At 69.6% G+C, this 25362-nt stretch carries 30 protein-coding genes; 11 read left to right on the forward strand and 19 right to left on the reverse strand.

Annotation, left to right across the window (positions count from 1 at the left end; all coding sequences use genetic code 11):
* The first annotated feature begins 23 nt into the window (after positions 1-23).
* Positions 24-2597, forward strand: a complete 2574-nt coding sequence (gene pepN, locus ACWEOO_RS33735) for an aminopeptidase N (protein WP_452146477.1) — start codon at positions 24-26, stop codon at positions 2595-2597.
* 171 nt (positions 2598-2768) lie between these two features.
* Complete coding sequence (locus ACWEOO_RS33740; protein ID WP_452146478.1) at positions 2769-3206, forward strand: hypothetical protein; 438 nt, start codon at positions 2769-2771, stop codon at positions 3204-3206.
* On the opposite strand, the gene ACWEOO_RS33745 is transcribed toward ACWEOO_RS33740, so the two are convergent.
* Positions 3203-4195 carry an aldo/keto reductase gene (locus ACWEOO_RS33745; protein WP_452146479.1) on the reverse strand — a complete coding sequence of 331 codons (993 nt, stop codon included), beginning with the start codon at positions 4193-4195 and terminating at the stop codon, positions 3203-3205. The two genes, ACWEOO_RS33740 and ACWEOO_RS33745, sit on opposite strands and share 4 nt — an antisense overlap.
* 315 nt (positions 4196-4510) lie before the next feature.
* On the opposite strand from ACWEOO_RS33745, the gene ACWEOO_RS33750 reads away from it, so the two are divergent.
* Positions 4511-5197, forward strand: coding sequence for a hypothetical protein (locus ACWEOO_RS33750; protein ID WP_452146480.1), 687 nt, complete (start codon positions 4511-4513; stop codon positions 5195-5197).
* On the opposite strand, the gene ACWEOO_RS33755 is transcribed toward ACWEOO_RS33750, so the two are convergent.
* The 7 genes from ACWEOO_RS33755 to ACWEOO_RS33785 all read right to left on the reverse strand — a co-directional run bounded on the left by ACWEOO_RS33755 (position 5179) and on the right by ACWEOO_RS33785 (position 11033).
* Positions 5179-5787, reverse strand: coding sequence for a GNAT family N-acetyltransferase (locus tag ACWEOO_RS33755; RefSeq protein ID WP_452146481.1), 609 nt, complete (start codon positions 5785-5787; stop codon positions 5179-5181). The genes ACWEOO_RS33750 and ACWEOO_RS33755 overlap by 19 nt on opposite strands.
* Before the next feature lies 1 nt (position 5788).
* A complete protein-coding gene (locus ACWEOO_RS33760) occupies positions 5789-6190 on the reverse strand; it encodes a DUF5130 family protein (protein ID WP_359938103.1) in 402 nt (133 codons plus the stop codon).
* Positions 6177-6467 carry an aa3-type cytochrome oxidase subunit CtaJ gene (gene ctaJ, locus ACWEOO_RS33765; RefSeq protein ID WP_355689473.1) on the reverse strand — a complete coding sequence of 97 codons (291 nt, stop codon included), beginning with the start codon at positions 6465-6467 and terminating at the stop codon, positions 6177-6179. The genes ACWEOO_RS33760 and ctaJ overlap by 14 nt, the downstream gene beginning before the upstream one ends.
* 71 nt (positions 6468-6538) lie before the next feature.
* Positions 6539-7039, reverse strand: a complete 501-nt coding sequence (locus ACWEOO_RS33770) for a hypothetical protein (RefSeq protein WP_359938106.1) — start codon at positions 7037-7039, stop codon at positions 6539-6541.
* An 81-nt stretch (positions 7040-7120) separates the two neighbouring features.
* On the reverse strand, positions 7121-7720 hold the full coding sequence (locus ACWEOO_RS33775; protein ID WP_452146482.1) for a lytic polysaccharide monooxygenase auxiliary activity family 9 protein: 600 nt from the start codon (positions 7718-7720) through the stop codon (positions 7121-7123).
* 130 nt (positions 7721-7850) lie between these two features.
* Positions 7851-9968: a 4-alpha-glucanotransferase gene (gene malQ / locus ACWEOO_RS33780; protein ID WP_452146483.1), complete on the reverse strand. Its 2118-nt coding sequence runs from the start codon at positions 9966-9968 to the stop codon at positions 7851-7853.
* A gap of 60 nt (positions 9969-10028) precedes the next feature.
* Positions 10029-11033, reverse strand: coding sequence for a hypothetical protein (locus ACWEOO_RS33785; RefSeq protein ID WP_452146484.1), 1005 nt, complete (start codon positions 11031-11033; stop codon positions 10029-10031).
* Between the two features lie 104 nt (positions 11034-11137).
* Between ACWEOO_RS33785 and ACWEOO_RS33790 the strand changes: the two genes are divergently transcribed.
* The gene (locus tag ACWEOO_RS33790; RefSeq protein WP_359938117.1) at positions 11138-11866 is read left to right on the forward strand and encodes a mechanosensitive ion channel family protein; all 729 of its coding nucleotides are present in this window, start codon (positions 11138-11140) and stop codon (positions 11864-11866) included.
* A gap of 77 nt (positions 11867-11943) precedes the next feature.
* On the opposite strand, the gene ACWEOO_RS33795 is transcribed toward ACWEOO_RS33790, so the two are convergent.
* From ACWEOO_RS33795 to ACWEOO_RS33810, 4 genes are all read right to left on the reverse strand, one after another.
* Positions 11944-12372 (reverse strand): OsmC family protein, encoded by a 429-nt coding sequence (locus ACWEOO_RS33795; RefSeq protein WP_359938120.1) that lies wholly within the window; start codon positions 12370-12372, stop codon positions 11944-11946.
* 38 nt (positions 12373-12410) lie between these two features.
* Entirely contained in the window at positions 12411-12830 is a 420-nt protein-coding gene (locus ACWEOO_RS33800; RefSeq protein ID WP_359938123.1) for a globin, read from the reverse strand.
* 15 nt (positions 12831-12845) lie between these two features.
* Positions 12846-13265, reverse strand: a complete 420-nt coding sequence (locus tag ACWEOO_RS33805; RefSeq protein WP_452146485.1) for an acyl-CoA thioesterase — start codon at positions 13263-13265, stop codon at positions 12846-12848.
* Positions 13266-13341: 76 nt separating this feature from the next.
* Entirely contained in the window at positions 13342-13761 is a 420-nt protein-coding gene (locus tag ACWEOO_RS33810) for an acyl-CoA thioesterase (protein WP_355689487.1), read from the reverse strand.
* Between the two features lie 129 nt (positions 13762-13890).
* Here ACWEOO_RS33810 and ACWEOO_RS33815 point away from each other — a divergent pair, with 129 nt between their 5' ends.
* Both ACWEOO_RS33815 and ACWEOO_RS33820 read left to right on the forward strand, forming a co-directional pair.
* Complete coding sequence (locus tag ACWEOO_RS33815) at positions 13891-14646, forward strand: SDR family oxidoreductase (protein WP_452146486.1); 756 nt, start codon at positions 13891-13893, stop codon at positions 14644-14646.
* 12 nt (positions 14647-14658) lie between these two features.
* Entirely contained in the window at positions 14659-15114 is a 456-nt protein-coding gene (locus ACWEOO_RS33820; RefSeq protein WP_452146487.1) for a MaoC family dehydratase, read from the forward strand.
* Positions 15115-15179: 65 nt separating this feature from the next.
* Here the strand turns inward: ACWEOO_RS33820 and ACWEOO_RS33825 are convergent, their stop codons facing one another.
* The gene (locus ACWEOO_RS33825; protein WP_452146488.1) at positions 15180-16067 is read right to left on the reverse strand and encodes a GNAT family N-acetyltransferase; all 888 of its coding nucleotides are present in this window, start codon (positions 16065-16067) and stop codon (positions 15180-15182) included.
* Positions 16068-16162: 95 nt separating this feature from the next.
* Entirely contained in the window at positions 16163-17068 is a 906-nt protein-coding gene (locus tag ACWEOO_RS33830) for a GNAT family N-acetyltransferase (protein WP_452146489.1), read from the reverse strand.
* A gap of 203 nt (positions 17069-17271) precedes the next feature.
* On the opposite strand from ACWEOO_RS33830, the gene ACWEOO_RS33835 reads away from it, so the two are divergent.
* Positions 17272-17802: a hypothetical protein gene (locus ACWEOO_RS33835; RefSeq protein ID WP_452146490.1), complete on the forward strand. Its 531-nt coding sequence runs from the start codon at positions 17272-17274 to the stop codon at positions 17800-17802.
* Here the strand turns inward: ACWEOO_RS33835 and ACWEOO_RS33840 are convergent.
* Positions 17793-18764 carry a helix-turn-helix transcriptional regulator gene (locus tag ACWEOO_RS33840; protein ID WP_452146491.1) on the reverse strand — a complete coding sequence of 324 codons (972 nt, stop codon included), beginning with the start codon at positions 18762-18764 and terminating at the stop codon, positions 17793-17795. The two genes, ACWEOO_RS33835 and ACWEOO_RS33840, sit on opposite strands and share 10 nt — an antisense overlap.
* A gap of 54 nt (positions 18765-18818) precedes the next feature.
* Between ACWEOO_RS33840 and ACWEOO_RS33845 the strand changes: the two genes are divergently transcribed.
* On the forward strand, positions 18819-19385 hold the full coding sequence (locus ACWEOO_RS33845; protein WP_452146492.1) for a TIGR03086 family metal-binding protein: 567 nt from the start codon (positions 18819-18821) through the stop codon (positions 19383-19385).
* Here ACWEOO_RS33845 and ACWEOO_RS33850 read toward each other — a convergent pair.
* Genes ACWEOO_RS33850 through ACWEOO_RS33860 form a run of 3 tightly spaced genes read right to left on the reverse strand, consistent with a single transcriptional unit; the run spans position 19382 to position 22512 of the window.
* A complete protein-coding gene (locus ACWEOO_RS33850; protein WP_359938155.1) occupies positions 19382-20134 on the reverse strand; it encodes an SDR family oxidoreductase in 753 nt (250 codons plus the stop codon). The two genes, ACWEOO_RS33845 and ACWEOO_RS33850, sit on opposite strands and share 4 nt — an antisense overlap.
* Complete coding sequence (locus ACWEOO_RS33855; RefSeq protein WP_452146493.1) at positions 20134-21354, reverse strand: acetyl-CoA C-acetyltransferase; 1221 nt, start codon at positions 21352-21354, stop codon at positions 20134-20136. Before ACWEOO_RS33855 ends, ACWEOO_RS33850 begins: the two co-directional genes overlap by 1 nt.
* Before the next feature lie 12 nt (positions 21355-21366).
* On the reverse strand, positions 21367-22512 hold the full coding sequence (locus ACWEOO_RS33860) for an acyl-CoA dehydrogenase family protein (protein ID WP_359938161.1): 1146 nt from the start codon (positions 22510-22512) through the stop codon (positions 21367-21369).
* A 74-nt stretch (positions 22513-22586) separates the two neighbouring features.
* On the opposite strand from ACWEOO_RS33860, the gene ACWEOO_RS33865 reads away from it, so the two are divergent.
* Positions 22587-23186, forward strand: a complete 600-nt coding sequence (locus tag ACWEOO_RS33865; RefSeq protein ID WP_452146494.1) for a TetR family transcriptional regulator — start codon at positions 22587-22589, stop codon at positions 23184-23186.
* Positions 23187-23233: 47 nt separating this feature from the next.
* On the opposite strand, the gene ACWEOO_RS33870 is transcribed toward ACWEOO_RS33865, so the two are convergent.
* Positions 23234-23803 (reverse strand): YceI family protein, encoded by a 570-nt coding sequence (locus ACWEOO_RS33870; protein WP_359939332.1) that lies wholly within the window; start codon positions 23801-23803, stop codon positions 23234-23236.
* A 149-nt stretch (positions 23804-23952) separates the two neighbouring features.
* Between ACWEOO_RS33870 and ACWEOO_RS33875 the strand changes: the two genes are divergently transcribed.
* Together ACWEOO_RS33875 and ACWEOO_RS33880 are read left to right on the forward strand one after the other, a co-directional pair.
* The gene (locus ACWEOO_RS33875) at positions 23953-24411 is read left to right on the forward strand and encodes a MarR family winged helix-turn-helix transcriptional regulator (RefSeq protein WP_363712376.1); all 459 of its coding nucleotides are present in this window, start codon (positions 23953-23955) and stop codon (positions 24409-24411) included.
* Between the two features lie 55 nt (positions 24412-24466).
* The gene (locus ACWEOO_RS33880) at positions 24467-25339 is read left to right on the forward strand and encodes an aminoglycoside phosphotransferase family protein (RefSeq protein ID WP_452146495.1); all 873 of its coding nucleotides are present in this window, start codon (positions 24467-24469) and stop codon (positions 25337-25339) included.
* Positions 25340-25362: the final 23 nt, after the last annotated feature.

The raw sequence follows: 25362 nt of genomic DNA on the forward strand, positions 1-25362 counted from the left end.
AGCCAGGTGCATAGGATGCCGACATGCCTGGAACCAACCTGACGCGCGACGAGGCGCGTTCCCGTGCGGGCGTGGTCAGCGACGTGAGCTACGCAGTCGAGCTCGATCTGGCCAACGCCCCGACCGGTGCTCCGACCTACCCGTCGGTGACCACCATCACGTTCGCGGCCGAGGCCGGGGCGAGCACCTTCGCCGACCTGATCGCGGACACGGTCCGTTCGGTGACGCTGAACGGCGTGACCCTCGACCCGGACGCCGTGTACGACGGCGCCCGCATCCAGCTCGACGGGCTGGCGGAGCGCAACGAGCTCATCGTGGTGGCGGACTGCCTGTACTCGCGGACCGGTGAAGGGCTGCACCGTTCGGTCGACCCGGCCGACAAGGAGACCTACCTCTACACCCAGTTCGAGGTGCCGGACGCCCGCCGGGTGTTCGCCACCTTCGAGCAGCCCGACCTCAAGGCCCCGTTCACCTTCACCGTTTCCGCACCGGCCCGCTGGGTCGTCATCTCGAACGCCCCGACCCCCGAGCCCACGCCGTACCAGGGCGCGAACGGCGAGGAGCTGGCGCGCTGGGAGTTCCCGCCGACCGAGCGGATCTCCACCTACATCACCGCGGTCGTCGCGGGTCCGTACCACGTGGTCACCGACGTGTACGAAGGGCCGCACGGGACGTACCCGCTGTCGCTGCTGTGCCGTCCGTCGCTGAAGGGCGCGCTGGACGTCGACGACCTGTTCGAGGTCACCAAGCAGGGCTTCGCGCTCTTCGAGGAAGCGTTCGGTACGCCGTACCCGTTCCACAAGTACGACCAGGCCTTCGTGCCGGAGTACAACATGGGCGCGATGGAGAACGCGGGCTGCGTGACGCTGCGCGACGAGTACCTGTTCCGCAGCCGGACGACGCACGCGGAGATGGAAGCGCGCGCCAACACCGTGCTGCACGAGCTGGCGCACATGTGGTTCGGCGACCTGGTCACGATGACCTGGTGGGACGACCTGTGGCTGAACGAGTCGTTCGCCGAGTGGGCCAGCCACTGGGCGCAGGTGGTCGCCACGACGAAGTACTCCGACGCGTGGACCACGTTCTGCAACGCCCGCAAGAACTGGGCGTACCGGCAGGACCAGCTGCCGTCGACGCACCCGATCGCGGCCGACATGATCGACTTCCACGCGGTCGAGGTGAACTTCGACGGCATCACCTACGCCAAGGGCGCCTCGACGCTGCGCCAGCTGGTCGCGTTCGTCGGCGAGGACACCTTCGTCAGCGCGCTGAAGGAGTACTTCAAGGACCACGCGTTCTCCAACACCGAGCTCGCCGACCTGCTGAAGCCGCTGGAGAAGGCGTCCGGCCGCGACCTCGACGACTGGACCGAGCGCTGGCTGCGGACCGCCGGCGTGAACACGCTGCGGGCCGACTTCGCCGTCGACGAGCAGGGCGCGTTCGCGCGGTTCGCGATCGAGCAGACCGCGACCGAGAAGTTCCCGGTGCTGCGGCCGCACCGGCTCGCGGTCGGCCTGTACCGGCGGACCGAGGCCGGCCTGGTCCGGACCGAGCGGTTCGAGGTGGACATCGACGGGCCGCGCACCGAGCTCCCGGAGCTGACCGGCGCAACCCAGCCGGACCTGGTGCTGCTGAACGACGACGACCTCACCTACGCCAAGATCCGGCTCGACGAGCGCTCCCGCGGCACGCTGGTGGAGTCGATCGACCAGCTCACCGAGTCGTTGCCGAGGGCACTTGCCTGGGGCTCGGCGTGGGACATGACCCGGGACGCGGAGATGCCGGCCAGCCAGTACGTCGGCATCGTGCTGCGCGGCATCCGGGCCGAGACCGACCTGACCGGTGTCCGCTCCCTGCTCAACCAGGCGAGCAGCGCGATCAACCAGTACGCCGCTCCGCAGAACCGGCCCGCCCTGCGCACGCAGTTCGAGGAGGCGCTCGCCGGACTGGTCGCCGACTCGGAGCCGGGCAGCGACCACCAGTTGGCGTTCGTCCGGGCGTACAGCTCGGCGGTGTTCTCCGACGCCGGTGCCGACCGGCTCGCCGGCTGGCTGGAGGGTCGCGACCTGCCGCAGGGTCTGGTCGTCGACACCGACCTGCGCTGGACGCTGATCGTGGCGCTGGCCCGGCTCGGCCGGATCGGCGCCGACGAGATCGACGACGAGCTCACCCGCGACACCACGATCACCGGTCAGGAGCGGGCTGCCCAGGCCCGTGCCGCCCGGCCGACCGCGGAGGCGAAGGAAGAGGCCTGGCGGGTCGCCGTCGAGTCCGAGGACACTCCGAACGAGACCCAGTTCCGGACCATCCTCGGCTTCCAGCAGCCGGGCCAGGAGGACCTGCTGCGGCCGTACGTCGACAAGTACCTGAACGCGGCCAAGGACGTGTACACGCGGCTCGGCTCGTCCATGGGCGAGAACGTGCTCGTGTACCTGTCCCCGCGGCATCTTGCCGACCAGGGCGCGCTGGACGCGCTCACCGGCTGGCTGGCCGCGGAGTCGTCGTCCGTCGACGCTCCGACGCTCCGGTACGTCACCGAGGCCCAGGCCGACCTGACCCGCGCGATCGCCGCGCAGGCCAACGACATCGTCGCCTGACACCCTTCTGACAGGGCCGGTCTCATCACGGGACCGGCCCTGTCGCTTTGAACCTCGTCGTGCGGTAAGACTGGGTCGGTGCCCGCCTCTGATCCCGCCTTGGCTGGTGCGGCAGCTGTTGCGCTGACCGGACTCGCAGAGGCGTACCGACCCCGCCCCATCACCCCATTGATGCCCTGGCGGTACACCCACCGTCTGGTGAAGCCGTACGTCGTCACTGCGCGCGGCCGGCAATGGGACGACCACATGGTCGACGTCGCCCGCGGTACCGCCACCCGGCAGCTCGAGTTCGACGACGCGATGGGGTCCGTCGGGCTCGGCGTCGTCGTACTGCATCTGGGCGACGACGGCATCAACCTCGTGGTGCAGAGCTGGGCGAAGGACTTCCAGTCGCGTCTCAGCATCTTCAGCGGGATGGACGTCGACGACCTGCGCCCGGCACCGATCGGCGCCGCGCCCTGCGTCTGGGAACTCGAGGTGCTCAGCCACGAGCGCGCGTCGTACGTGCAGCACATCCTGTCGGCCGGCGTCGACGTCGACGGCTGGCTCGACGACGTCCTCGACACCCGCCCCATCCCACGCCCCGACGGCATACCGTCCGGCACCTAGTTCTGACCAGCCGCGTCCAGACGGTTCCGCTGGTCCGCGGTGAGCTCCAGGTCGACGGATGCGAGCGTCTCGTCGAGCTGGGCGACGGACGACGCACCGACCAGCGGGACGATCGAGAGCTCGCCACCCATCAGCCAGGCCAGCACCACCTGGTTCGCTGTCGCACCGGTCTCGCGGACGACGTCGTCCAGCGCGAGCTTGCGAGCTCTCGTGCCGGCGTGGTCGTACGACTCGTCCAGCGGCTTGTCGGCGCGCACATAACCACCGCTGAGCAGAGGCGAGTACGCGACCAGGCTCATGCTGGGCTCTGCACGCAGATAGCTGAGCAGCTGGCCGTCGGTGACTCCGATGGCGCCGTCACGCGACCGGAGACCGCCCTGATCGGTCCGGGCCCGGAAGTACGTGTGGTGATGCTGCAGCACCTCGCACCCCGGCAGACCTGCCGCAGCCGCCAATGTCCTGAACCGCTCGATCTGCCAGCTCCAGTAGTTGCTCAGCCCGACCAGACCGACGGTCCCCTCGGCCACGTGCGCGCCGAAGGTCTCGACCTGCACCTCCAGCGGTACGGCGGGATCGGGCACGTGGGCGTAGTACACGTCGACGTGGTCCCGGCCGAGGTTCTCCAGGCTGCGCGCCAGCGACTCCTTGATCACCTGTGGCGACAGGCCCTCCAGGTCTTCACTGAGCTGCCTGGCGGGCCGCGGCGGCCGGCCACCGACCTTGGTCGCGATCGTCAACTCGTCGCCCACGCCGCGACTCCGCAGCCAGCGGCCGAGCAGCTGCTCGCTCTCACCGCCCTGGGTGCCGTTGACCCAGAACGCGTAGTTGTTGGCCGTGTCGACGAACGTCCCGCCCGCCTCGACGTACCGGTCCAGGATCGCGAACGAGGTCGCCTCGTCGGTCACCGTCCCCATCAGCATCGCCCCGAGGGCGATCTGGCTGACCCGGCGCTGCCGCGCGGAGTCGCCGCCAATCGTCAGATAACGCATGACCGTCAGCGAACCAACTAGAGCGCCCTCTAGGTCAAGCACTCGTCCGCGCACCCGTCGGTCGGACAGCTGGCACGAGGCTGCCAGCGCCGCCGGACGGCAGCCATCGCCTCCGGACCCGGACAGTGGTAGCGCGAACGCTACCCGTGAGAATCAAACGATTGTTGGTCGGCGGATCGTGAAGGAGTGTGCGCGGTGTGCGATTCCCTTCTAGGGAAAGAGATTCTTACCACCTGAAGAAGGCTCACTTACTCGTGCGTTCGGTTTAAGCTGCACCGCATATATCCATCAGGGTGTCGGGGAGGGGCCCTTGCCGTGACACGCGTCGACCACCGGAAGCCGCCCGCCCGGGCCGCCCGCAGACAGCAGCGGCCTGCCGCCCGACGGAACGCGCCCGCGGCGCGGTCGCGGAAGCCGCAGCGATCGCGCAGTGCGATCGGCGCAGCAATCGTGGCCAGCCTGGCGATGGTCGCGGTGTTCGCGTTCATCCTCACCCGCGGCGCGGACTCGGAGACACCCGCCGACGGACTGCGCATGGGGTCAGGGACCGACAACGGCGCCGCGGCACCGGCCGCACCGACCGCGAGCGCGACGGGCAGCGTCACCAAGGCCGACCGGAAGCCGCCGGTGTCCGCGAGCGCCCCGAAGCCGACAGCGAAGGCTCAGACGACCACACCGCCGCCGGTGAACACCGGTCCGGCCTCGCCGAAGTTCAAGAGCGGCCAGTGGATCGCGATGCTGGACAAGTACCCGGCCGACGCGGGCGAGACGGCCAAGGAGACGGCCGCCAAGATCACCCGCGCCGGCATCCCGGCGAAGGCGATGCTGGTCGACGGTCAGTACCCGGGCCTCACGACCAGCTCACTCACGCCGGTCACCGGCACCTGGATGGTCTACCTCGGCCCGGGCACGTCCTCGGAGCAGATGCTGAACCTGTGCCTGGACCCGCGCACGCAGGCGGCGTACCAGAGCCCGTGCCCGACCTACGAACCGGCCGGCTGAGGTACCGAGGGCACAGAGGGCACAGGGGGCACTGAGTCGGTCGCCAGCCGGGCGTGTAGGTGCGAGTCGTGCCGCTGCCCCGTCGGCTCGACGTAGTAGTCACGCATCACGCCTTCGAGCTGGAACCCGGCGCGCTGTGCGACGTGGCAGGACCCCTCGTTGACCAGCGCGTGGTCGAGCGAGATGCGGTGCAGCCGTAGGCCTTCGGCTGCGAAGCCCCAGCGCGCGGCCGCGTCCAGCGCGCGGGCACCGAGCCGGCGACCACGGGCGAGTGGGCTCACCCAGTACGCCGCCACGGCCTGGTCCGGTACGCGGTGGACGTCCCGCAGCGTCACGCTGCCGATCACCGCGTCTGTCTGTGTGTCCGCGATCGCGAAGACCGCGTTGCCGCGCGCCCAGCTGTCGATCCGCGGCTCGAGCCAGCGGAGGGCGCGCTTGTCGGCCGGCGTGCTGATCACCGCCGTACCGGCGGTCCAGCGAAGGATGCCAGGGTCCTGCAGCGCGAGGGCCACCGCAGCCTCGTCGGAGGCGACGAACGGACGCAGTACGACGTCGTCCAGGTCGATGCGACGGGGCTGCAGGGCCGCCACGTCAGAGCTTGTGCGGCTCGTTGTTCGCGTGCAGCAGCGGCGGCTGGTGCGCGTGCGCGCCCAGCTGCTGGACGCCGGTGACGAGGCCGCCGGTGAGGTCACCGGTGGCGAACGAGGTCTGCATGGTCAGCGCGGCCAGGCCGGCGGACGCGTCCGACAGCTGCCGCCTGGCCAGCGAGCCGGTGACGATCTCGAGCCGGCGGCCGGCCGGGTCGACGTACACCAGGATGCTGCTGTCCGGGTCGTCGAGCTCGTTCAGCAGCTCGATCGCGAACGGGCGGGTCTCCGAGTCCGCGCCGCCGACGTATACGGAGAAGTGCAGGCCGGACGTCTCCTCGGCGTTCCGGACGGCGCGCTCGATGTCGTAGAGCTGGTCGGGGGTGAATGCGTCACCAGCTGGCACTTGCGCCTCCGAGCGTGCGGGCGACGCCGGTGCCGGCGGTCGCGGTGGCACCCGGTGCACTGGTCAGCTCAGGCATCTCGGGCAGGTTGGCCGGGTCGGGCTTGGTCGCCGTCGGTCCGTTGATCCAGACCGGCGGGGCCCACCAGGACAGGCCCGGACGGTACCGCGGGCCGCTCGCGATCGACGACGCGAACACCAGCAGCGCCAGCACGGCGATGACGAGGGCAGGAATCCCGACGAACACCAGCAACGAGTGCCCGGACAATTCGACAATCACAAGCCGAAGCCTAGTACGCGCAGTACGGGAGGGACCGAGGCCCCTCCCGCCAGACCTGTCAGCAGCTCCTGTCAGCAGCCGCCGCAGTTGTAGTAGGTGATGTCCCAGTGGCTGCCTTCGTCGGCGTAGATGTTGCCGGCGCCGGAGCGCCACTGGGCGGCGCCGTCGCCGCGGTCGGCGATCCGGGTGAACGTGTTGCGGATGTAGTTGCCGACACAGGTGTACTTCGAGATGTCGACCTTGTATCCGTTCCAGTGGCTGTAGGTGCCGCTCGCGTGGCCGACCTCAGTACCGCCGGTGATGTTGACCGCGCACCCGCTGGCGGTCTTCAGCGTGCGTACGCCGTACGCCGTGCTGTCGTTGATCTGCTCGAACGACGTGCACGTGGAGTTGTAGCGGTCCGAGCAGCCACCGCTGGACGACCAGGTCAGGCCGGCGGCCCGGAAGATCGAGGTCGCCTGGGAGTGCGTCAGCTTGGTCAGCGCGGACGCCTGCTCGACCGCCACCACTCCGGGCAGCAGACCGACGAGCACGGCGACCAGGGGAACCACGACGCGACGGAGCAACTTCATGGGGACACTCCTTGAAATATGGGGCGGTTATTTCAAGGAGTGCAATTCCCAGGAAAGTTATTGGCGAAACGTCAGGTTGAATCAGAAATTAACGTCCGAGCACTGATAGAAGGCGTTCCCGGTGTCGGCGATCGTCCAGACCGCGAGGATCATGTGCCGCCCGGACCGGCCGGACGGGATCGTGCCGGGGTGCGACACGTCGTTCGGCGGCCGGCTGCCGTTCATCTTGACCGTCAGGAACGGCGTCAGCTCGAGCGCGGACCGGGTCAGGGGCTGCGACGGGTTCCAGCCCTGCTTGGTCATGTAGTACGAGAAGTCGGCGGTCGAGTGCGGGGCGGTCAGGTGCCAGGTGAACGTGAACCCCTGCCCGCCTTGCAATTGGGTAGCCGGCCAGGCTCCCCCGCGTTGGTCGTCGAGTTCGTGGAACTGAGCGAGCCCGGCCGAGCACAGCACACCGTCAGCCGGTCCCGCGGCCGGGAAGCCCTTCGGCCCTTCGACGCTCTGCGGCTCCCACTGGATCGCACCGCAGTTCTGTACGGCACCTTGCTGACACAGCTTGGCGCGGCTGATCGGCGAGTTCGTCCAACCATGTCCATAGGCGAGCGGGACCGACGTACTGACGGTCAGCGCGAGAGCGCCGACGGCAATTCCGGCCAGGCTGAGCCTTCGTTTGGGCAGCATGCAACAAACTCCTTCAACTGTTGGGGCGGTGGACAGCGAAGGAAGGGGCCTCTCCTGCTCAATAGAAAACAACCGTTCAAATCTATTGTCAACGGTTCGTGAGCAGGCGGATACAGAAAGGTACGAACAGCTAGATGTTCAGCGCGCCAATCAGTCGTCGGAGGCGCTGGTTGTTGGGCAGGTCCTCGATCAGGACGGGCTCGCCGCGCGGTCCGCCGAGCGGAACGCGCCAGTTCGGGTACTCGTCGGTGGTGCCGGGCTGGTTCTGCGTACGGCGTTCCCCGACGGCATCCGTCAGTGCGACACCGACGAGCTTCGCCGGCGTGTGCGCGACGTACCGGTGCATGGCCTCGACGATGCGCTCGACATCGCCGTCGGTGTTGCTGAGCAGGTGGCGCTCCCGCAGCGCGTCGAGCCAGGCGTCGCGATCGGCTTCGTCGACCGCCAGCTCCTCTTCCACCGGCCGAGTCAGCAGCCCCAGCCGATTCCGCAGCTCGACGTGATCACCGGCGAGGTAACCGGCCGTCGGCGGCAGGTCGTGGGTGGTGACCGTGGCAAGGCACAGCTCCCGCCACCGCTCCGGCGACAGCGGCTTGCCGTTCGCATCCCGCTCGAACCACAGCACCGACGTACCGAGGATGCCCCGCTCGGTCAGGTAGTCGCGCACCCAGGGCTCGACCGTCCCCAGGTCCTCACCAATCACGGTCACCCCGGAGCGCTGCGCTTCCAGCACCAGGATGCCGACCAGTGCCTCGTGGTCGTACCGCACGTACGTGCCCTCGGTCGGCCGCTCCGGCGACGTCACCCACCACAGGCGGAACATGCCGAGGATGTGGTCGATCCGCAGCCCGCCGCCGTGCCGCATCACCGCGCGCACCAGGTCCCGCCACGCGGCGTACCCGGTCTCGGCGAGCGCGTTGGGCCGCCACGGCGGCTGCGACCAGTCCTGCCCCTGCTGGTTGAACGCGTCCGGCGGCGCACCCACGTGGATGTTGCGCGCAAGCACGTTCTGCAGCGCCCAGGCGTCGGCGCCGTCCGGATGCACGCCGACGGCCAGGTCGTGGACGACGCCCAGCGACATGCCGGCCGCCTTCGCGCGGGCCTGGGTCCGCGCCAGCTGCTCGTCGAGCTGCCACTGCAGCCAGCAGTGGAACTCCACCGCGTCCGGATTCTCATTGCGGAAGGCAACAACTTCCGGCGAGGTCGGCTCCTGCAGCTCCTCGGGCCACTTGCTCCACTCCGGCCCGTGCACGTCGGCGATCGCGGCCCAGGTGGCGAAGTCGATCAGCCCCTGGCTCTCCCGGTCGCAGAACGCGCCGTACTCCGCGATCCGCCCCACGGACGGCTGCACACCGAACAGCACCTGCAGCGCCTCCCGCTTGGACGCCCAGACCGTGTCGCGGTCGAGCGCCGTCGAGTCCTCGCTCAGTGCGCGTGCCTGCAGCGCCAGCGCCCGCACCTGGTCGCGCTCCGCCGGGGCGAGGTCGCCGTACTCGTCGATGTCCTCGATGCGCAGGTAGATCGGGTTCGCGAACCGCCGGGACGCCGGCAGGTACGGCGAGGGCTCCATGCGGCCGGCCAGTTCCGCGGCGTGCAGCGGGTTCACCAGGACGAAGCCCGCTCCCAGGTCGTGCGCCGACCACGCAGCCAGGTCTCCCAGGTCGTGCAGGTCGCCGATGCCCCAGGAGCGGCGGGAGCGCACGGAGTACAGCTGCAGCACCCAGCCCCACGTCCGCTGCAGCTTCTCCGGCTCCAGCTTCGCCGGCGTGACGATCAGGGTGCTGACCGAGATCTCCGGGTTGGCGCCGATCCGCGCGCACAGCCGGTGGTACCCGAGCGGCAGGTCGCCCGGCAGCTGGAACGTCGCCTCACCGACCTGGACGCCGTTGATCCACTCCGGCTCGACCCAGTGCTCCTGCTGCGGGATGTCCCGCCGGTGGCCGCCGTCCTCGAGGTCGATCCACACCTCCGCCGTGGAGCCGTGCGGGAGGTGTACGGCGAACCACGGGGTCCAGCCCTCCCGCATCACGACGGTTGCCGGCAGCGTCCGGCGCCAGCGCGCCTGCTGGTGCTCGGCCAGCGCCAGGGCCGCCTTCTCCGGTGTCGAGGCGTCCACACCGAGGGCAGCGAGCACGTCGGCCACGACCTCGCTGGAGACGATCACATGCTCGCCCTGCCAGTTCCAGTACTCCGTCGCCACGCCATGGGCAACCGCTAGCTCGACAAGGGCCGGAGTGGGAGCAGTCACCCCAGCGAGTCTGCCGTATCAACGCCACCCACGGCCAAACGGCGCGCGTTGCAGACCCTCCTACGCGTTCGAGCGGCGTCGGCTGAGCATGAGGACGGCCAGCAGGAGGACCGCGCTGGCGACGACGAGGCCGATGGCGACGCCGGCCAGGTTGTCGGTCAGTTGGTACAGGGCGGTCGGCCAGATGACCAGGAGGATCGCGCAGCCGACCACGGCGTACGCCGAGCGCCGGGTCCGCCCGTACGCGACCAGCAGCGCCGCCGGGCCCGCCGTACCGACGGCCAGCGCCATGATCTCGCCGCGCTCCTGGACCAGCCAGCAGATCGACGAGCTGAACATCGCCGCTCCGGCCAGTGACCACGACGTCACCTGATCGCGCACCAGACCGAGCATCGCGAACACGAACGCGACGATGATGAACCCGGTCCCGGCGATCCCCGCACTGTTCGGCGCCGACCCGGTGTCCGGAGTGAGGACGTCTGCCGTGATCACCAACACACCCACGGCCAGGATCCCGAACGTTGCCACCAGCAACGAAGGCTGCGTGAGCCACCACACCCCGCCGGCCGCCAGCGCGAGTGCGATCGCCACCCCGGCAACCCGGCCGGTCTCCCCCTCGATCGCCACGTAGGTCGCGAACCCGGCCACGCAGCACCCCAGGGCCGCGAGCGCCGAGCTCAGCTGTTCCCGCCGCCGCAGCAGCGCCAGCACGACCGCGGCGCCGAGCAGCACGACCGCGGCCGCCGTACCGGTCGTGATCCGGGCGGCGCGACCCATTTCACCCCAGTTCGCCAAGGTCAGGAGCGCGACGGCGCCGAGCAGCAACGCGCCGCCGACGTACCCGAGCACCTCCACCAGCGCGCTCGTACGGGCGGGGGCGGGCGACCGCTTGCTCTTGGACGGCTCGGGCTCGGCGGGCTCGTGGTGCGGACGGGGCCGGCCGGGGTCGGCGAGCGCCGCGTCGATCTCGGCGTCGGCGGCGTCCCGGATCGAGTCGGCCTGGTACTGGCGCAGCACACCAGCGCTCACGAGCCTGGACAGCTCGTCGTCCAGCCGGCTCGACATGCTTTTCCGTCTCCTTGTCAGCCCTACTAACATCAGGCGGCGAGATGCCTATTCTGACCAGCTACCTTGTGTCCCTAGTCAGTCACCCCCCGTTTTCCCCGTTGTTGAGTCTGCCGGACACGTTCCCGACGTTCTTCCGGATGGGCAACGACGGCAAGCTGGAGGTGACCGATCAGGTCGTGGTCGTGCCGGCCCGGATCGCCGGCCTGATCATCGGCTTCTTCGTGCTGCGCTGGCTGCTGCACAAGATCATCCGCCGGTTCGCCCGGCGGACCGGGAACGGTGCGGTGGCCGGCGTCCTGTCCAAATCGAAACTCGGCCAGGGGTTCGTGGAGAGCACGCTCGCCAGCGAGCGCCGGACCCAGCGCGCCGAGACGATCGCCTCGCTGCTGTGCAGCGCTATCACCCTCGTGCTGAGCGCGGTCCTGGTGGTGATGGTGCTCGCCGAGCTCGGCTTCAACATCCTCCCGGTGATCGCGTCCGCGAGCATCATCGGCGTGGCGCTCGGCTTCGGCGCGCAGACGCTGGTGAAGGACTTCCTGGCCGGCGTGTTCATGATCTTCGAGGACCAGTACGGCGTCGGCGACCTGATCGACATGGAGAAGGCGACCGGCGTCGTGGTCGCGGTCGGCCTGCGGATCACCACGCTGCGCGGCGAGGACGGCACCACCTGGTACGTCCGCAACGGCGAGGTCCTCCGGGTCGGCAACTTGACCACCCGCGACCCGAACAGCACCCTCACCTCCGGCGTCGGCTCCGGCACCGAGAAGGAAGAAGAGGCCAGGGCCGACGACGGCGCGGCCACCGAGAAGCAGGACGAGGCCCGGAGCTGACACGCGAACGCCTCCCGTGCCGAGGCACGGGAGGCGTCAGAGCGGTGATTCAGCGCCGGTAGTTGAGCGCCGGTGGTTCAGGCGGTGAAGGTGACGTCCAGGGTGATCGGGACGGCGGCCAGCGCCTGCGAGACCGGGCAGTTCTTCTTCGCGCCCTCGGCGAACTCGGCGAACTCGTCGGCGGTCAGGCCCGGGACGTTGCCGTTCACGGAGAGCTTGATGCCGGTGATGCCCTCACCCGGCTGGAAGGTCACGTCGGCCTGGGTGTCGAGCGATGCCGGCGGGTTGCCGGCCTGCGCCAGCGCGTGCGACAGCGCCATCGAGAAGCAGGTGGAGTGCGCGGCCGCGATCAGCTCCTCCGGGCTGGTCTTGCCGTTGGCGTCGTTCGCGCGGGATGCCCAGGTGACGTCATAGGTGCCGACACCGGACGACTCCAGGGCGACCTGGCCGGCGCCCTCCATCAGCGAGCCTTCCCAGTGGGCCTTCGCCGTACGAGTGGTAGCCATGCTCGTGTTGTCTCCTTCTGGAAGATTCAGACAGTGGTTCAGCGGCCGGACACGTCGATCGCGCCCGGGTACTGCGGTTCGTCGGTGTTCACCATGCTGTGCGCGGCCATCACCATGTAGCGCCAGATCTCCTCGTCCCGCTCCGGGGACAGGGCGATCTCGTCGAGCGCGGCCCGCATGTGGCCGAGCCACCGGTCCCGCGCGCCCGGGGTGACGGCGAACGGGGCGTGCCGCATCCGCAGCCGGGGGTGCCCGCGCTGCTCGGAGTACGTCTTCGGGCCGCCCCAGTACTGCTCGAGGAACATCCGGAAGCGCACCTCGGCCGGACCGAGGTCCTCCTCCGGGTACATCGCCCGCAGTTCCGGATCGGCGGCAACCCCGCGGTAGAACGCTGCCACCAACCGGTGGAAGGTCTCCGCCCCACCGACGGCGTCGTAGAAGCTCTGCTGCTCAGTCATCTCGGACCTAGTCTCTCAACTGGTCACAAGGTGTCGGAGGAGGGCTGCCTTTTCGGTGTCGCCGAGGGGGCGCTTGGCGTGCGTCGTGCCGTCCACGGCGACGATCACCGACTCCGCCCGGGCGTACAGGTCCTCGGACTCGCCGCTGCGGTCGACGATGCGGGAGCCGAGCGTGTACGACGACGTACCGACGGAGGCGATCCACACGTCCACGTCGTACGGCGGGTGCCGCAGCAGGATCGGACGCAGGTAGTCCACCGTCTGGCTGACCAGCACGCACGGGTACTGCGCGAAGAAGTCGCCCGTCGTCTCCATCACCTGCCCGAGGAATGCGATCCGCGCCTCCTGCAGGTAGTCGAAGTACCGCACGTTGTTCACGTGGTCGTAGGAGTCGATGTCGGACCACCGGACCAGGACCGGGTGTGTGAAGCTCATCGGCGTCCTCGCTTCGCTCCGGGCGCCGATGAGGCGCGAGACCAACTGTGTTGAATGGTGAACTCGCTTCGCTCCTTCACGCGCCCACCAGCTTCTCCAGCGCGGTCCGCTCGACCGGGGTGATCCGGCGCAGGCGGTTCGCGGTGAAATCGAACGGGACCAGCTTGGTCCGCGCCTCGACGTACGTGCGGCGTTCCGGCTCGGCGTCGAGGATCTCGTAGTCGACCGTGAACGACGCGGCCCGGATCTCGCTGATCCAGAGCTCGATCCGCACCGGCTCGGGCCGGAAGTGCAGCGGCGCGCGGTACTGCACCTCGTGCCGGGCCACCAGCAGGCCGGTCTCGAGGTTGTCGGCGCCGAGCTCCTTGGCGGTCCGGAACAGGAAATCGACGCGGGCGTCCTGGAGGTAGTCCACGTACCGGCCGTTGTTCACATGGCCGAGCGCGTCCATGTCGCCCCACCGCAACGGGCAGTGGTAGACGTGGCGATTTCTCATACCTTCCCCACCCCACCACCCCGGTCTGTGATGATCCACACCACGATCATGTCATCCGGGGTACTTCCGGTGTGACGGACCGTGGGTAATGTCATCCCCGGCAGACCAGTGGACCGATTGGAGTGGTCAATGACCGAGCAGCGAGTAGCGATCGTGACGGGGGCAGCCCGGGGAATCGGCGCGGCCGTCGCGCAGCGGCTCGCCGCGGACGGTCACGCCGTCGCGGTCGTCGACCTCGACGAGGGCGCCTGCGAGGCGACCGTGAAGGCCATCACCGAGGCCGGCGGCAGGGCGATCGGCGTCGGCGCCGACGTCAGCAAGGCCGACCAGGTCACGGCCGCGGTCGAGCGGGTGGCCGCGGAACTCGGCGCGCCGACGATCCTGGTCAACAACGCCGGCGTCCTGCGGGACAACCTGCTGTTCAAGATGTCCGAGGACGACTGGGACACGGTCATGTCGGTGCACCTCAAGGGCAGCTTCCTGATGTCGAAGGCCTGCCAGGCGCACATGGTCGAGGCCAAGTACGGCCGGATGGTGTTCCTGTCCTCGACCTCGGCCCTCGGCAACCGCGGCCAGGCGAACTACGCGTCCGCGAAGGCCGGTCTGCAGGGCCTGGCGAAGACGCTCGCGATCGAGCTGGGCAAGTTCGGTGTCACGGCCAACGCGATCGCGCCGGGGTTCATCGAGACCGACATGACGGCCGCGACCGCGGCCCGGGTCGGCGTCGACTTCGAGGAGTTCAAGAAGGCGACCGCCGCGAGCATCCCGGTGCAGCGCACCGGCAAGCCGGAGGACATCGCCGCCGCGGCGTCGTTCTTCTGCAGCGAGGAGGCCGGCTTCGTGTCCGGCCAGGTCCTGTACGTCGCCGGCGGACCGCGGAACTAGGAGGCAGGCGACATGCCGCAGACGTTCAACGGCGTCGACGAGGTGGTGCACGCGGTCGGCACGACGCTCGGTGAGAGCGCGTGGCTGGAGATCACCCAGGAGCAGGTGAACCAGTTCGCCGACGCGACCGGCGACCACCAGTGGATCCACGTCGACGTCGACCGCGCGGCCAAGGGCCCGTACGGCGGGACGATCGCGCACGGTTACCTGACGCTGAGCCTGATCGCCCGCTTCGGCGAGGAACTGTTCAAGGTCGACGGCGTGACCGCGAAACTCAACTACGGCGTCAACAAGGTCCGCTTCCCGGCCCCGGTCCCGGTCGGCACCCGGGTCCGCGCCGGCGCCTCGATCGCGAACGCCGTACAGACCCCCGCCGGCGTCCAGGTCTCCCTCAACTGGGTGATCGAACTGGAAAACTCCACCAAGCCGGCCTGCGTCGCCGAAACGGTCGTCCTGCTCGTCCCCTGACTCCCCTGACCGCTTACGTCCGAAGAACTCGAGGGACGTCTCGCCGCTTCTTCGGACGTAAGCGGTCAGAGCGGGCAGATCAGCACCGCGTGGGTCGCGATGCGGTGGTAGCCGAGCCATTCGTTGACGGCGATCATGGGGGTGTTGCCGTCGTAGTTGGCGGTGTAGGCGCCGTGCACTCCGGCCTCGGCGGCGCGGTGCAGGGCGGCGGCCTTGACCAGCTTGGCCAGGCCGCGGCCGCGGTACTCGGGCAGCGTCGACGTCATCTTCGACCAGATCATCGTGTGGTCGCCGAGCCCCAGCGTGAACGCGACCACGCGGCCCTCGTGCACGGCGGCGACGCTCAGGTCGAGCACCGTGTCCGGGTTCCGCCAGACGCCCGCCAGCCAGTCGTCGTACGGCCGGGTGGAGATCTTGGCGTCGCCCGGCTTGGTGCGCTGGGCAACCATGTCGGCCTCGTACAGCAACCGCGGATCGACGGCGCCGGCCGGCAGCAACTCCACGCCGCTCGGGATCTCGGGCAGCTCCGGCGCCTTCCGCGGATCGATGCCCGCGTAGTGCACCTGGCGCGTCTGCCGGTACCCGAACCGGGCCGCCCAGGCGACCGATCCCGGGTCCGCGAACACCCGCGCCGACGTCGCGCCCGCCGCCCTCAGGTTGGCATGCGTTGCCTCCAGCAATCGCGTCCCGATCCCCCGCCGCCGGTACTCCGGCCGGACCAGCACCCGCAACTCCCCGTCCAGCGGGTCGGAGCCGGCGATCAGGCCGTCCGTCGCCCAGCCCGCGAGCGTGGCGTCGTCGCCGACGGCCGCGAACGTTCCCCGACCGGGTGCGTTCCCCGTGCCGGTCCGGCGGGCGAGCGCGCCCCGGGTGGTCGCCAAGTACGGCACCAGTGCGTCGTGCAGCGCGACCGCCGCGACCACATCGCGTGGCTCAGCCGCCCTGATCTCCATCTGAAACTCCTTGGGCACTCCAACGACACCGAAGTCCCCCGGAATCTAGCGCCATTTCAGGTGCATACCGGAAGTGAACCGATTACAGCTCGGTCTCAGAGGGTTTTCAGCAGCCCCAGCTCGGTCTGCACCCGGCGGTACCCGAGCCAGTTGTTGACGGCGAGCATCGGGCCGTTCTCGTCGTCGTTGGAGGTGTACGCCGAGGTGATCCCGGCGGCCGCCGCACGCCGGAGCGCGACCGACTTCACCAGCTTCGCCAGGCCGGTCCCGCGGTACGCCGGAACGGTGCCGGTCATCCCCGACCACATCCGGTCCCCGGCCGTTTCGACGACGGTGAAGGACGCCATCTCCTCGCCGGCCATCGCGCCGACGCTGAGCGACCTGTCCACGGAGGGGCTGTTCCAGACCTCCTCCAGCCACTGGTCGTAGTCGACCGAGTCCAGCGGCGAGTCGCTCGGCTCGTCCAGCGACGCGATCGTGTCGGCTGTGTACGCCGTCCGCGGCTCCACGCTGTCCAGCGCCACGAGCTCAATCCCCGCCGGCGTCTCCGGCTGCTCGGGCAGCGGCGCCGTCAGGTCGAGGCCGGCGAAGTGCATCTGCCGCGTCCCGTCGTACCCGAGGTTGCGCGCGAACTCGAGCCCGTCGGGCTGCACGAACGACCGGACCCGGACCGCGCCGACCTCGGTGAGGTGCTGGTGCAGGCGTTCGGCGAGCTCGCTGCCGATGCCCTGCTTACGGTGGTCCGGATGCACGTAGATGCTGAGGTGGGCCTGCCCCGGCTCGCTGGTCCACACGTTGATCCCGGCCGACGCCCAGGCGACGATCTCACCCTCGCGGTCGGCGACCAACGGCAGGAACCGTTCCTTCGGCGACTGCACGGTGATCATGTGCCGCGTCGCCGCGGCCGACATCACCTTGTACGGCGCGACCACCGCCCGGACCGTTGCCACCGCCTCGGCATCGTCCCCCACTGCCAGCCGTACCACCGCCCGCGTCGTCATGCCCGGACCCTAGCCAGCAGGCTGGAGAGCCGCCACGGATTAAGTGACGGGATCGCGCGCGTCCCGTAATTCGGATGTGCGCCGGACTCGTACTAGAGTGGCGCGGTGCTGTCGGACTGATCGCCCCGACCGCCGGAAGTGCCATCGTGGTTCCACGCGACGGGGTCACCGGCGGCGGGGCGTCCGGGCCTAGGCTTGAGCTCATGCAGATCCCCGACGGTGCGGCGGCCGCCCGGACGCTGGCCGGCCTGATGGTCTCCGACGCACCGCGGCCCGAGTTCGCCGAGCCGTTCCGCCCGTTCGCGCCGCTGATCGGGAGCTGGGACCTCGACGTCGCCTGGTACGACGACAGCGGCGCCGTGATCCGGCAGACCACCGGGGAATGGCACTTCGCGTGGGCGCTCGACGGCCGCGCGGTCGCCGACATCTGGATCACGCCGAGCCGAGCAGCGAGGGCGACCGACGGCGACGGGGAGTGGGGACTGTCGATCCGGATCTATGATCCCGGACTGGAGGCGTTCCGCTCGACCTGGCTGGGTCCGAAGGCCGCGTTCGTGATGCCGTTCATCGCCCACGCGACCGCGGACACCATCACGCTCGAGGCGCAGAACGCCAGTACCCGCTGGCAGTTCACCGGCATCACCACGATGGGCTTCCACTGGCGCAACGAGGACATCGCTGCCGACGGCAACGTGATCCTGCGGCAGACGTTCGTGGCCACCCGTCAGCCGTAGGTCGCCACCGCCGCCTTCGCCAGCTCGAGCATCCGCGCCCTGATGCCGGCCGGCTCCAGCACCTCGACATCGCCGGCGAACCCCAGCAGCACGCCGCACGCGGCCTCGCGCACCCGGAAGTGCAGCCGCAGGTGCGGCCATTCGTCGTCGGCCGGTACGTCGCGCGCCGCCTCCCCCTTGACCAGCATCGGCGTGGCGATCCGCCGGACCATCTCGACCCGGTCCGGCCGCACCCTGACCAGCACGTCCGCCCCGACGGGCAGCTGCCGCTCGAGCCCTGAGCGCAACCGCTCCCACTCGGCGCGGACGTCCAGCCCTTCCGGCCGCTCCGCCGCCTCCTCGAGTACGTCGGCCTGCTCGACGCGGGACACCCGGTACATTCGCGCGGCGCCACGATGCGCAGCCACCAGGTACCACCTGCCGGCCTGCTCCACGAGCCCCCACGGATCGACGGTTCGTTGCTGAACGCCCTCACTCGCCGACGCGTACCGCAGCCGCACCCGCCGGCGCGTGACGACGGCCTGCCGCAGTACCGGCAACGCGCCGGTGTCCTCGGTCTCGGCGAACCACCGCCGCCGGTCCACCACGATCGCACCCGACAACGCGTCCGCATCGCCCTGCAGCTCGGCCGGCAATGTCGCGGACAGCTTCCCCATCGCCGAGTGCAGCGCGTCCCGCAACCCGAGCTCCTCCGACAACGCCGCACGCCCGGACCAGGCGAACAGCGCCTGCGCCTCGCGCGGTGTCAGCTCACTCACGTCGGCGCGGTACCCGGGCAGCAGCACGCAGCCCCCGTTGCGCCCACGCTCGGAGTACACCGGCACGCCGGCCGCCGACAACGCCTCCATGTCCCGCATGACCGTCCGCGTCGACACCTCGAGCCGCTCGGCCAGCTCCCGCGCGCTCAGCCGCTCGTGCCGCTGCAGCAACAGGATGATCTGCAACAACCGGTCCGCGCGCATGTCCCTAATAATATGGGACAGAAGATGTCGTATATACCCCTCGAAGCTGTCTTCATGACCAACGACCCACGCGCACTGTTCGTCCGCGCCCTCGACCAGACCCAGCAGCTCGTCAACACCACCGGGCCCGACGACCTCGACCTCCAGACACCCTGCGACGAGTACGACGTCCGCACGCTCCTCGGCCACCTGCTCACGGTCGCGGCGCGGATCGACCTGGCGCTGAACGGCGGCGACCCGCTGACCATCCCCGTCGTCACCACCGGAGTCGACGACGTCCCGGCCGCCTGGAAGGAACGCCGCGTAGCGCTCGACGCCACCCTGGCCGACGACTCGATCCTCGCGCGGACCTGCAAGCTGCCGTGGGGCACTTTTCCCGGCGCAGCAGCCATCGGCGCGTACACGGGTGAGCTCGCCACCCACGCCTGGGACCTGGCCACGGCGACCGGCCGCCGTGACCAGCTCGACGAGGAGCTGGCGGCACAGGTGCTTCCGACGGTTCGGCAATACGTCCCGGCCGAGCAGCGCGGCGGGCACATCCCGTTCGGCCCGGTGGTACCGGTGGCCGCCGACGCGCCGCCGTACGACCAGCTGGCGGGCTGGCAGGGCCGACGGCCCTAGGCGATCCCGCCGTTCAGCATCAGCCCGCCGTCGATGGTGATGGTCTGGCCGGTGATCCACGACGCCTCGTCGGACAGCAGGAACCACACCAGCGAGGCGACGTCCTCCGGCCGGCCCAACCGTCCCAGCGGGTACGTCGACGCCACCTTGTCCTCACGGCCCTCGTAGAGCGCTCCGGCGAACTTGGTCTTCACCACCGCCGGGGCCACGGCGTTGACCCGGATCTCCGGAGCCAGCTCGACGGCCAGCTCCTGCGTGACCCGGGACACCATCGCCTTCGTCGCGCCGTACCAGCCGATGCCGGGCGACGGCCCCTGACCGGCCACCGAGGACAGGTTGACCACGGCCCCGCCGTGCGCGCGCATCCACGCGTCCCGGCAGGCCCGCACCCAGGCGATCGCGGCCAGCACGTTGGTGTCCACCATCTTGGCCGCGACCGCCTGGTCGACGTCCAGCAGCTTTCCGTAGATCGGGTTGATGCCGGCGTTGTTCACCAGCAGGTCCACCGAGCCGTACGTCGCCACCGCGGCCGCCACCACCTGCGACCGGTGCTCCGGGTCGGCCGCCTTGCCGGCCACCGCGAGCGCGTGCTCCCGGCCGCCCAGGGCCTCGACCGCCTGGTCGAGGGTCTCCTGGGTGCGTCCGGTGATGACGACCCGCGCGCCGTCGGCCACCAGGCGCTGCGCGATCGCCAGCCCGATACCGCGGGATGCGCCGGTGACGATCGCCGTCCGGCCGTCGAGGCTCATCAGCTGAGGCGCTCGAGCACGATCGCCATACCCTGTCCGCCGCCGACGCACATGGTCTCCAGGCCGAACTGCTTGTCCTCGAACTGCAGACCGTTGACGAGCGTGGTCATGATCCGCGCACCGGTCGAGCCGAACGGGTGGCCGAGCGCGATCGCGCCGCCGTGCACGTTCAGCTTGTCCTCGTCGATCCCGAGCTCGCGCGCGGAGCCGATCACCTGGACCGCGAAGGCCTCGTTGATCTCGACCAGGTCGATGTCGTTGATGCTCATCCCGGCCCGGGCCAGCGCCTGCTTCGAGGCCTCGACCGGGCCGAGGCCCATGATCTCCGGCGACAGGCCGCTGACACCGGTCGACACGATCCGCGCCAGCGGCGTCAGGCCGAGTTCGCGTGCCTTGGTGTCGCTCATGATCACGACCGCCGCGGCGCCGTCGTTCAGCGGGCAGCAGTTCCCGGCCGTCACGGTGCCGTCGGGGCGGAACACCGGCTGCAGCTGGCTCACCTTCTCCAGCGTCGTCCCGGCCCGCGGGCCGTCGTCCTTGCTCACCACGGTCCCGTCCGGCAGCGTCACCGGCGTGATCTCGCGCTCGAAGAACCCGTTGTTGATCGCCTTCTCGGCCAGGTTCTGCGAGCGGACGCCAAAGACGTCCTGGTCCTCGCGGCTGATGCCACGCAGCGTCGCCACGTTCTCCGCGGTCTGGCCCATCGAGATGTAGATGTCCGGGATCAGCCCGTCCGCACGCGGGTCGTGCCAGGTGTCGTTGGTCTCGACGTACTTCTCGGTCCGCGCGACCGCGTCGGTGAAGAGCGGGTTGAACGAGCTCGGGTCGCCGACACCGGCGGAGCCGAAGTTCTTGTACCGCGATACGCACTCGACGCCGGCGCTGACGAAGATGTCGCCCTCGCCGGCCTTGATCGCGTGGTAGGCCATCCGCGCGGTCTGCGTCGACGACGCGCAGAACCGGTTGACCGTGGTCGCCGGCGTGTTGTCCCAGCCGAGCTGCACCGCGACCCGGCGCGCCATATTGCCGCCGTGCTCGTCGTGCGGCTCCGCGCACCCGAGCGCCAGGTCCTCGATCTGGTCACCGGTCAGTCCTACCTTGCCGACCGCCGCCTGGATCATCTGGACGGCGAGGTCGTCCGGCCGGATCGAGGTCAGCGACCCCTTGTGCGCACGGCCGATCGGCGACCGGGCCGTGGACACGATGACTGCTTCAGGCACAGCAATTCCCTTCTACAGGCCGAGGTCGCGGCCGATCAGCTCTTTCATGATTTCGTTGCTTCCGGCCCAGATCTTGGTGACGCGGGCGTCGCGCCAGGCGCGCGCGACCCGGTACTCGTTCATGTAGCCGTAGCCGCCGTGCAGCTGGACGCAGGCGTCCAGGATCTCGTTCTGCACGTGGGCGCTCCACCACTTCGTCTTCGCCGCGTCCACCGCGGACAGCCGGTCCTCGTCGTGCGCGACGATCGCGTTGTCGACGTACGACTGGGTGACCTCGGCCTTGGTGACCAGCTCGGCGATCAGGAACTTGTTGTACTGGAACGAGCCGACCGGCTGGCCGAACGCCTTGCGCTGCTTCACGTAGTCGATCGTCTCGGCGAGGATCTGGGTGGCGTGCGCGATGTTCGACACCGCGGCGCCGATCCGCTCCTGCGCCAGCCGCTCCATCATGTGGATGAACCCGCGGTCCAGCTCGCCGAGCACGTTGCCGTCGCCGACGAACAGGTCCTCGAAGAACAGCTCCGACGTACCGGACTCGGTCTGGCCGACCTTGTCGAGCTTGCGGCCGCGGGCGAAGCCCTCCATACCCTCCTCGACCACGAACAGCGTGATGCCCTTCGCGCCCTTCTCCGGCGTCGTGCGGGCCGCGACGATCACCAGGTCGGCCATGTCGCCGTTGGTGATGAAGGTCTTCGAGCCGTTCAGCACCCAGCCGCCGTCGGCCTTCTTCGCGGTCGTCTTCAGCGCGGCCAGGTCCGAACCGCCGGACGGCTCGGTCATCCCGATCGCGGCGACGTACTCACCGGCGCAGAACTTCGGCAGCCAGCGCTGCTTCTGCTCCTCGGTGCCGAGGTCCACGAAGTACGGCGCGGCGCAGTCGTAGTGGATGCCGAAGCAGCTCGACAGCGACGCGGAGACCTTCGACACCTCCTCGGCGAACACGGCGTTGAACCGGTAGTCGCCGACGCTCGAGCCGCCGTACTCCTCCGGCACGTCGAGCCCGAGGAAGCCCTGCTTCCCGGCCTCCAGCCAGGCGGCGCGGTCGATCGTCTTCTCTTCGAGGAACTGCTCCATCCGCGGCACCAGCGAGCGGTCGCAGTACTCCTTGGCGCTGGCGCGGAACGCGTGGTGGTCCTCGCCGAAGATGACGCGCTCCATGGGGCCTCCCCGAGGATTTGAGACAAATGGCTAAGCGCTTGCTTAGCTTCACGCGTTCGGTGCAAGGTGTCAACGTGTCCGCAGTCACCGATCCCCTGGTGTGGGAGCATGTCCAGCCGGCCGCGGCGCGCCGGCTGCTGACCGGCGCCGTCAACGCCTTCGCCGAGCGCGGCTACCAGGCCACCACCACCCGCGACATCGCCTCGCGCGCCGGGATGAGCCCCGCCGCGCTGTACGTGCACTACCCGTCGAAGGAGCGCCTGCTCTTCGAGATCAGCCGCTACGGTCACAACGCGGCCCTCGACGTACTGCGCTCCGCCGACACCGGCTCCGCACCCGCGGACCGGCTCCGCTCGCTGGTCGCCGCCTTCACTGCCTGGCACGCGGAGCATCACACGATCGCGCGCGTGGTCCAGTACGAGCTGGCCGCCCTGTCACCCGAGCACCTGGCCGAGGTCGCGACGATCCGCCGGGCGATCTCCGCCCAGATCGAGCAGGTTCTCGCCGACGGCGTCGCCGCGGGCGAGTTCACGGTGCCCGACCTGCCCGGCACCACCCTCGCCGTGCTCTCGCTGTCCATCGACGTCGCCCGGTGGTACACCCCGCACCGCGGCGACCCGGCCGCGCTCGGCAAGCTCTACGCAGACCTCGCCCATCGCATGGTCCAGGCATAGCAAAGACCCCGCGCCGAGCGGCGCGGGGTCTTTCGGTTTTGCCGGGGTCAGGCCTGCAGCGCGGCCTGGACGTCGAGGTGGATGTCTACCTTGTCACCGATCAGCAGCTTGCCGCCCTCGAGCGGCACGTTGAAGTCGATGCCCCACTCCTTGCGGCTGATCGACGCAGAGGCCTCGAAACCGATGATGGTCTGGCCGTAGGCGTTCTGGTCGACGCCGAGGAACTCGACGGCCAGCTCGATCGGCTTGGTGACGTCCTTGATGGTCAGCTCGCCGGCCAGGACGTAGTCGTCGCCCTCGGGCTTGATGGCGGTGCTGACGAAGGTCATCTTCGGGCTGTTCTCGGCGTCGAAGAAGTCGCCGGAGCGCAGGTGCCCGTCGCGCTGCTCGCTGCGGGTGTGCACCGACGCCAGCTCGATCGCGACGTTGGTCGTGGACTCCTCGATGGAGTCCTTGACGACGATCTCGCCGCTGAACTCCTGGAAGGTGCCGCGGACCTTGGTCATCAGGTGCCGGACGGTGAAGCCGACCTCGCTGTGCGCGGTGTCGAGGGCGTACGTGCCGGCGACCAGGCCGGGGATGCTGCTGGTCGCGGTGCCGGTGGTGGTGTCGCTCATGGGGTCCTCTCGGAAGGTGGTTCGTACTGGTCGGGGGCGACGCAGCCGCGGTAGTTAAAACTTCAACCGATGACTACGACAGTAGGCAGTAACGGTTTAAAAGTCAACTACATTCCCGCTACACTGTTCCCGTGACGATGGAGACTGAGATGGACCGGGGGACTCGGTGGCTCGACGCCGAGCAGCAGGTGGCGTGGCGTGCGTACCTGCTGGGCACCGCACGCCTGATGGCCAAACTCGACGAGGATCTGCGCCAGTTCGGCCTCGGAATCAACGACTACGAGATCCTGGTGCGGCTCTCCGAGGCGCCCGACCGGCGGCTCCGGATGGCCGACCTCGCCGACCGGCTGCACCAGAGCCGGTCCCGCCTGACGCACACCGTCGGCCGCCTGGAGGCCGCCGAACTGGTCCGCCGCACGTCGTGCACCAGCGACAAGCGCGGCGTCTGGGCCGAGCTGACCGACGCCGGCTTCGCCCTGCTCGAGCAGGCCGCGCCGTTCCACGTCGAGGGCGTCCGGGAGAACCTGGTCAACCTCGCCAGCCCCGAGGACTTCGCCGCCGTCGGCCGGGTCTTCGACGCCGTCTCCGAGCACATCGGTCAACGCTGAAGCCGTCGGCTAAAGCGTTTGAGACCGGCCGTCCGCGTCGGGGAACCTTCTTCGCGTGACGGAACTTCCCCAGGACGGCCGGGCCGGTATCGACGCAGCACTGGTACGGCGATTGATCGCACAGCAGTTCCCGCAGTGGGCCGACCTGCCGGTGACGCCGGTCGAGGTCGACGGCTGGGACAACCGGACGTACCGGCTCGGCGCCGGGCTGACCGCTCGGCTGCCGACGCACGCGAGCTACGTGGCGGCCGTGGACAAGGAACACACCTGGCTGCCGGTTCTCGGGCCACAGCTCCCGGTCGAGATCCCCGAGGCCGTCGCGAAGGGTGCGCCCGGCGAAGGCTACCCGCACCCGTGGGCGATCCGGCGCTGGATCGACGGCCGGACCGCGTCAGCGGACACCGTGACGGACCTGCCCGGTTTCGCTCGGTCGATCGCGGAGTTCATCCGCGCCCTGCAGGACGTCGACCCCACCGGCGGGCCGCTCGCCGGTGCGCACAGCTTCCATCGCGGCGGACCCCCGGCGTACTACCACGACGAGACGATCGAGGCCCTCGCCGCATTGAAGGGCCGGATCGACACCGATCTCGCGCGTGAGGTGTGGGACGCGGCGCTGGCGACATCCTGGGACCGGCCGCCGGTTTGGTTCCACGGCGACATCGCCAACGGCAACCTGCTGGTCCGCGACGGCCGGCTCTCCGCGGTCATCGACTTCGGTACGTCGGGAGTCGGCGACCCTGCGTGCGACCTGGTGATCGCCTACACCTTCTTCTCCGGCGCCTCCCGCGCCGCCTTCCGGGAGGTTGTCGACCAAGACGCCGGCACCTGGGCCAGGGCCCGCGGCTGGGCGCTCTGGAAGGCGCTCATCACCGAGGACCTGCGCGTCGTCGACAACGTTTTGACCGACTATCAGGCCCAGACCGTTTAGCCGGTCGCTCTCCGGCGTTACCG

It is taken from the genome of Kribbella sp. NPDC004138, from assembly GCF_053603655.1.